Raw genomic sequence first — 1,165 nt, 5'->3', positions numbered from 1 at the left:
GTTATAACGCCACGGTTTTCGTTGATATGACCACTGGCGACGCCGATATTGAAACCACCAATTATGGTGCGATCGCACCGCTGAATGATCTGCATAAAGGTCGTAACAGTGGTGATGTTTGGAAGTGGTTTATCGACATCACTGCGCTGCTGATGGTGTTTTTCGTCCTGACCGGTGTATGCCTGTTATTGCCGAAGAAAAAGACGTTCAGAACATCACTACAGTGGATGAGCTTTGGCTCCTTGCTGTCGCTCGTCATTTATTTTGTTGCTGTGCCTTAACAGCCAGTTGTAGAGAAAAGCTTATGTTGAACACAGGCAAGTTACTTCGCCAAAACCTATTTTGCAAAGCGGCGTTGGTAGCGGCTTTAGCACCATGGCCAGTTTTGGCTGCGCCTTTACCTGATGCTGCCAAAATCGACTTTGAATTTGAATTGCCGAAGATCGATACCTCAATGTACGCCCGTCCTTACGTCGCAGTGTGGGTTGAAGATGAACAACGTCAATCCGTTAAAACCATTCAGCTTTGGGTCGGTAAGGATGAGTGGCTCAAAGACATGCGCAGCTGGTGGCGAAAAGTGGGTCGTTATGATCGCGATCTGATTGACGCTGTGACGTCTGCGACTCGCCCTGCTGGGCAGTATCGATTTGTTTGGGATGGTACTAACGACGCAGGCGAACGCCTCGAGCAAGGTGACTATACCTTACATGTTGAGGTCGTTCGTGAACACGGTGGTCGCAACTACTTGCGCCAAAAAATGACATTAGCGGACAGTGAGGTGCGCTACCAACTCAAACCAACTCAAGAGACGGGGGTCATCACCGTCAATTACCAAGTTAAGTGATAGAAGGACACAACAATGAAAACCAAAATGAAAGCAGTGGCGTTAGCAAGCGTAATGGCAATGGGATTAGCTGCAGCGACAACGGCACAAGCGCATCCTCGTTGGGTTTTGCCTTCGCACTTTACCGTTTCTAAAGAAGGTGGTGATTGGCTCACGTTCGATGTGACTGCTTCTCATGGCACATTTGTATTCGATAAGCCAGCAGGTAGCGAACAAGCTTTTGTCATCATGCCGGATGGCCGCTCTGAGCGCCCGAACTTTGTAATACGTGGTAAGCGTCGTTCGATGTTCGATTTCTTCTTTGTTGAAGAGGGCACGCAT

General features: G+C 48.6%; 3 protein-coding genes. All 3 read left to right on the top strand.

Going from position 1 to position 1,165, the window contains the following annotated elements; genetic code table 11:
• A partial coding sequence (locus R7E00_RS24450; protein ID WP_318124819.1) for a PepSY-associated TM helix domain-containing protein occupies positions 1-281 on the top strand: 281 nt, incomplete at its 5' end.
• A 23-nt stretch (positions 282-304) separates the two neighbouring features.
• Positions 305-844, top strand: a complete 540-nt coding sequence (locus tag R7E00_RS24445) for a DUF2271 domain-containing protein (protein WP_005479631.1) — start codon at positions 305-307, stop codon at positions 842-844.
• 15 nt (positions 845-859) lie between these two features.
• Positions 860-1,165: DUF4198 domain-containing protein (locus tag R7E00_RS24440; RefSeq protein ID WP_318124818.1), on the top strand; the 306-nt coding region annotated here is incomplete at its 3' end.

The organism is Vibrio sp. Vb1755, assembly GCF_033338635.1.
GTDB lineage: Bacteria > Pseudomonadota > Gammaproteobacteria > Enterobacterales > Vibrionaceae > Vibrio > Vibrio alginolyticus.
This window is presented reverse-complemented; position numbering and strand designations above follow the sequence as displayed.